Below are 550 nucleotides of genomic sequence, written 5' to 3'. Positions count from 1 at the left end.
GTTATTTGTACAGAGTTTTCAAAAGTAAAAAAGAATGATAGCAGTATCATTCAGTGCCAATTTAATCATTTATGATTAATTGGTATCTACTTTAGTATTCAATATTAACTTCTGGCGAAGTTAAACTGTCACAAAACAAAGACCCGTTTGGGTTGTATGGTTAAGTGACTAAGCGTACACGGTGGATGCCTTGGCAGTTGGAGGCGATGAAGGACGTATTAACTTGCGATAAGCCTAGTCAAGCTAGTAAAAAGCACTTGAGACTAGGATTTCCGAATGGGGAAACCCACCTGCTTGCAGGTATCGTTAACTGAATACATAGGTTAACGAGGCGAACGCGGAGAACTGAAACATCTAAGTACCCGTAGGAAAAGAAATCAACCGAGATTCCGAGAGTAGCGGCGAGCGAAATCGGAACAGCCCTTAAGCTTATTATGTGTTAATGGAAGGCTCTGGAAAGTGCCACGATACAGGGTGATAGTCCCGTACATGAAAACGCATTTTAAGTGAAATCGAGTAGGTCGGAGCACGTGAAACTTTGACTGAATAT

At 41.3% G+C, this 550-nt stretch carries 1 rRNA gene; it reads left to right on the top strand.

Annotated features, from left to right (window positions below):
* Positions 1 to 158: 158 nt before the first annotated feature.
* Positions 159 to 550: ribosomal RNA gene (locus tag DKT72_RS17930) — 23S ribosomal RNA — on the top strand; the annotation flags it as partial.

Origin of the sequence: Confluentibacter sediminis, assembly GCF_003258355.1 — a bacterium.
Classification (GTDB): domain Bacteria; phylum Bacteroidota; class Bacteroidia; order Flavobacteriales; family Flavobacteriaceae; genus Confluentibacter; species Confluentibacter sediminis.
This window is presented reverse-complemented; position numbering and strand designations above follow the sequence as displayed.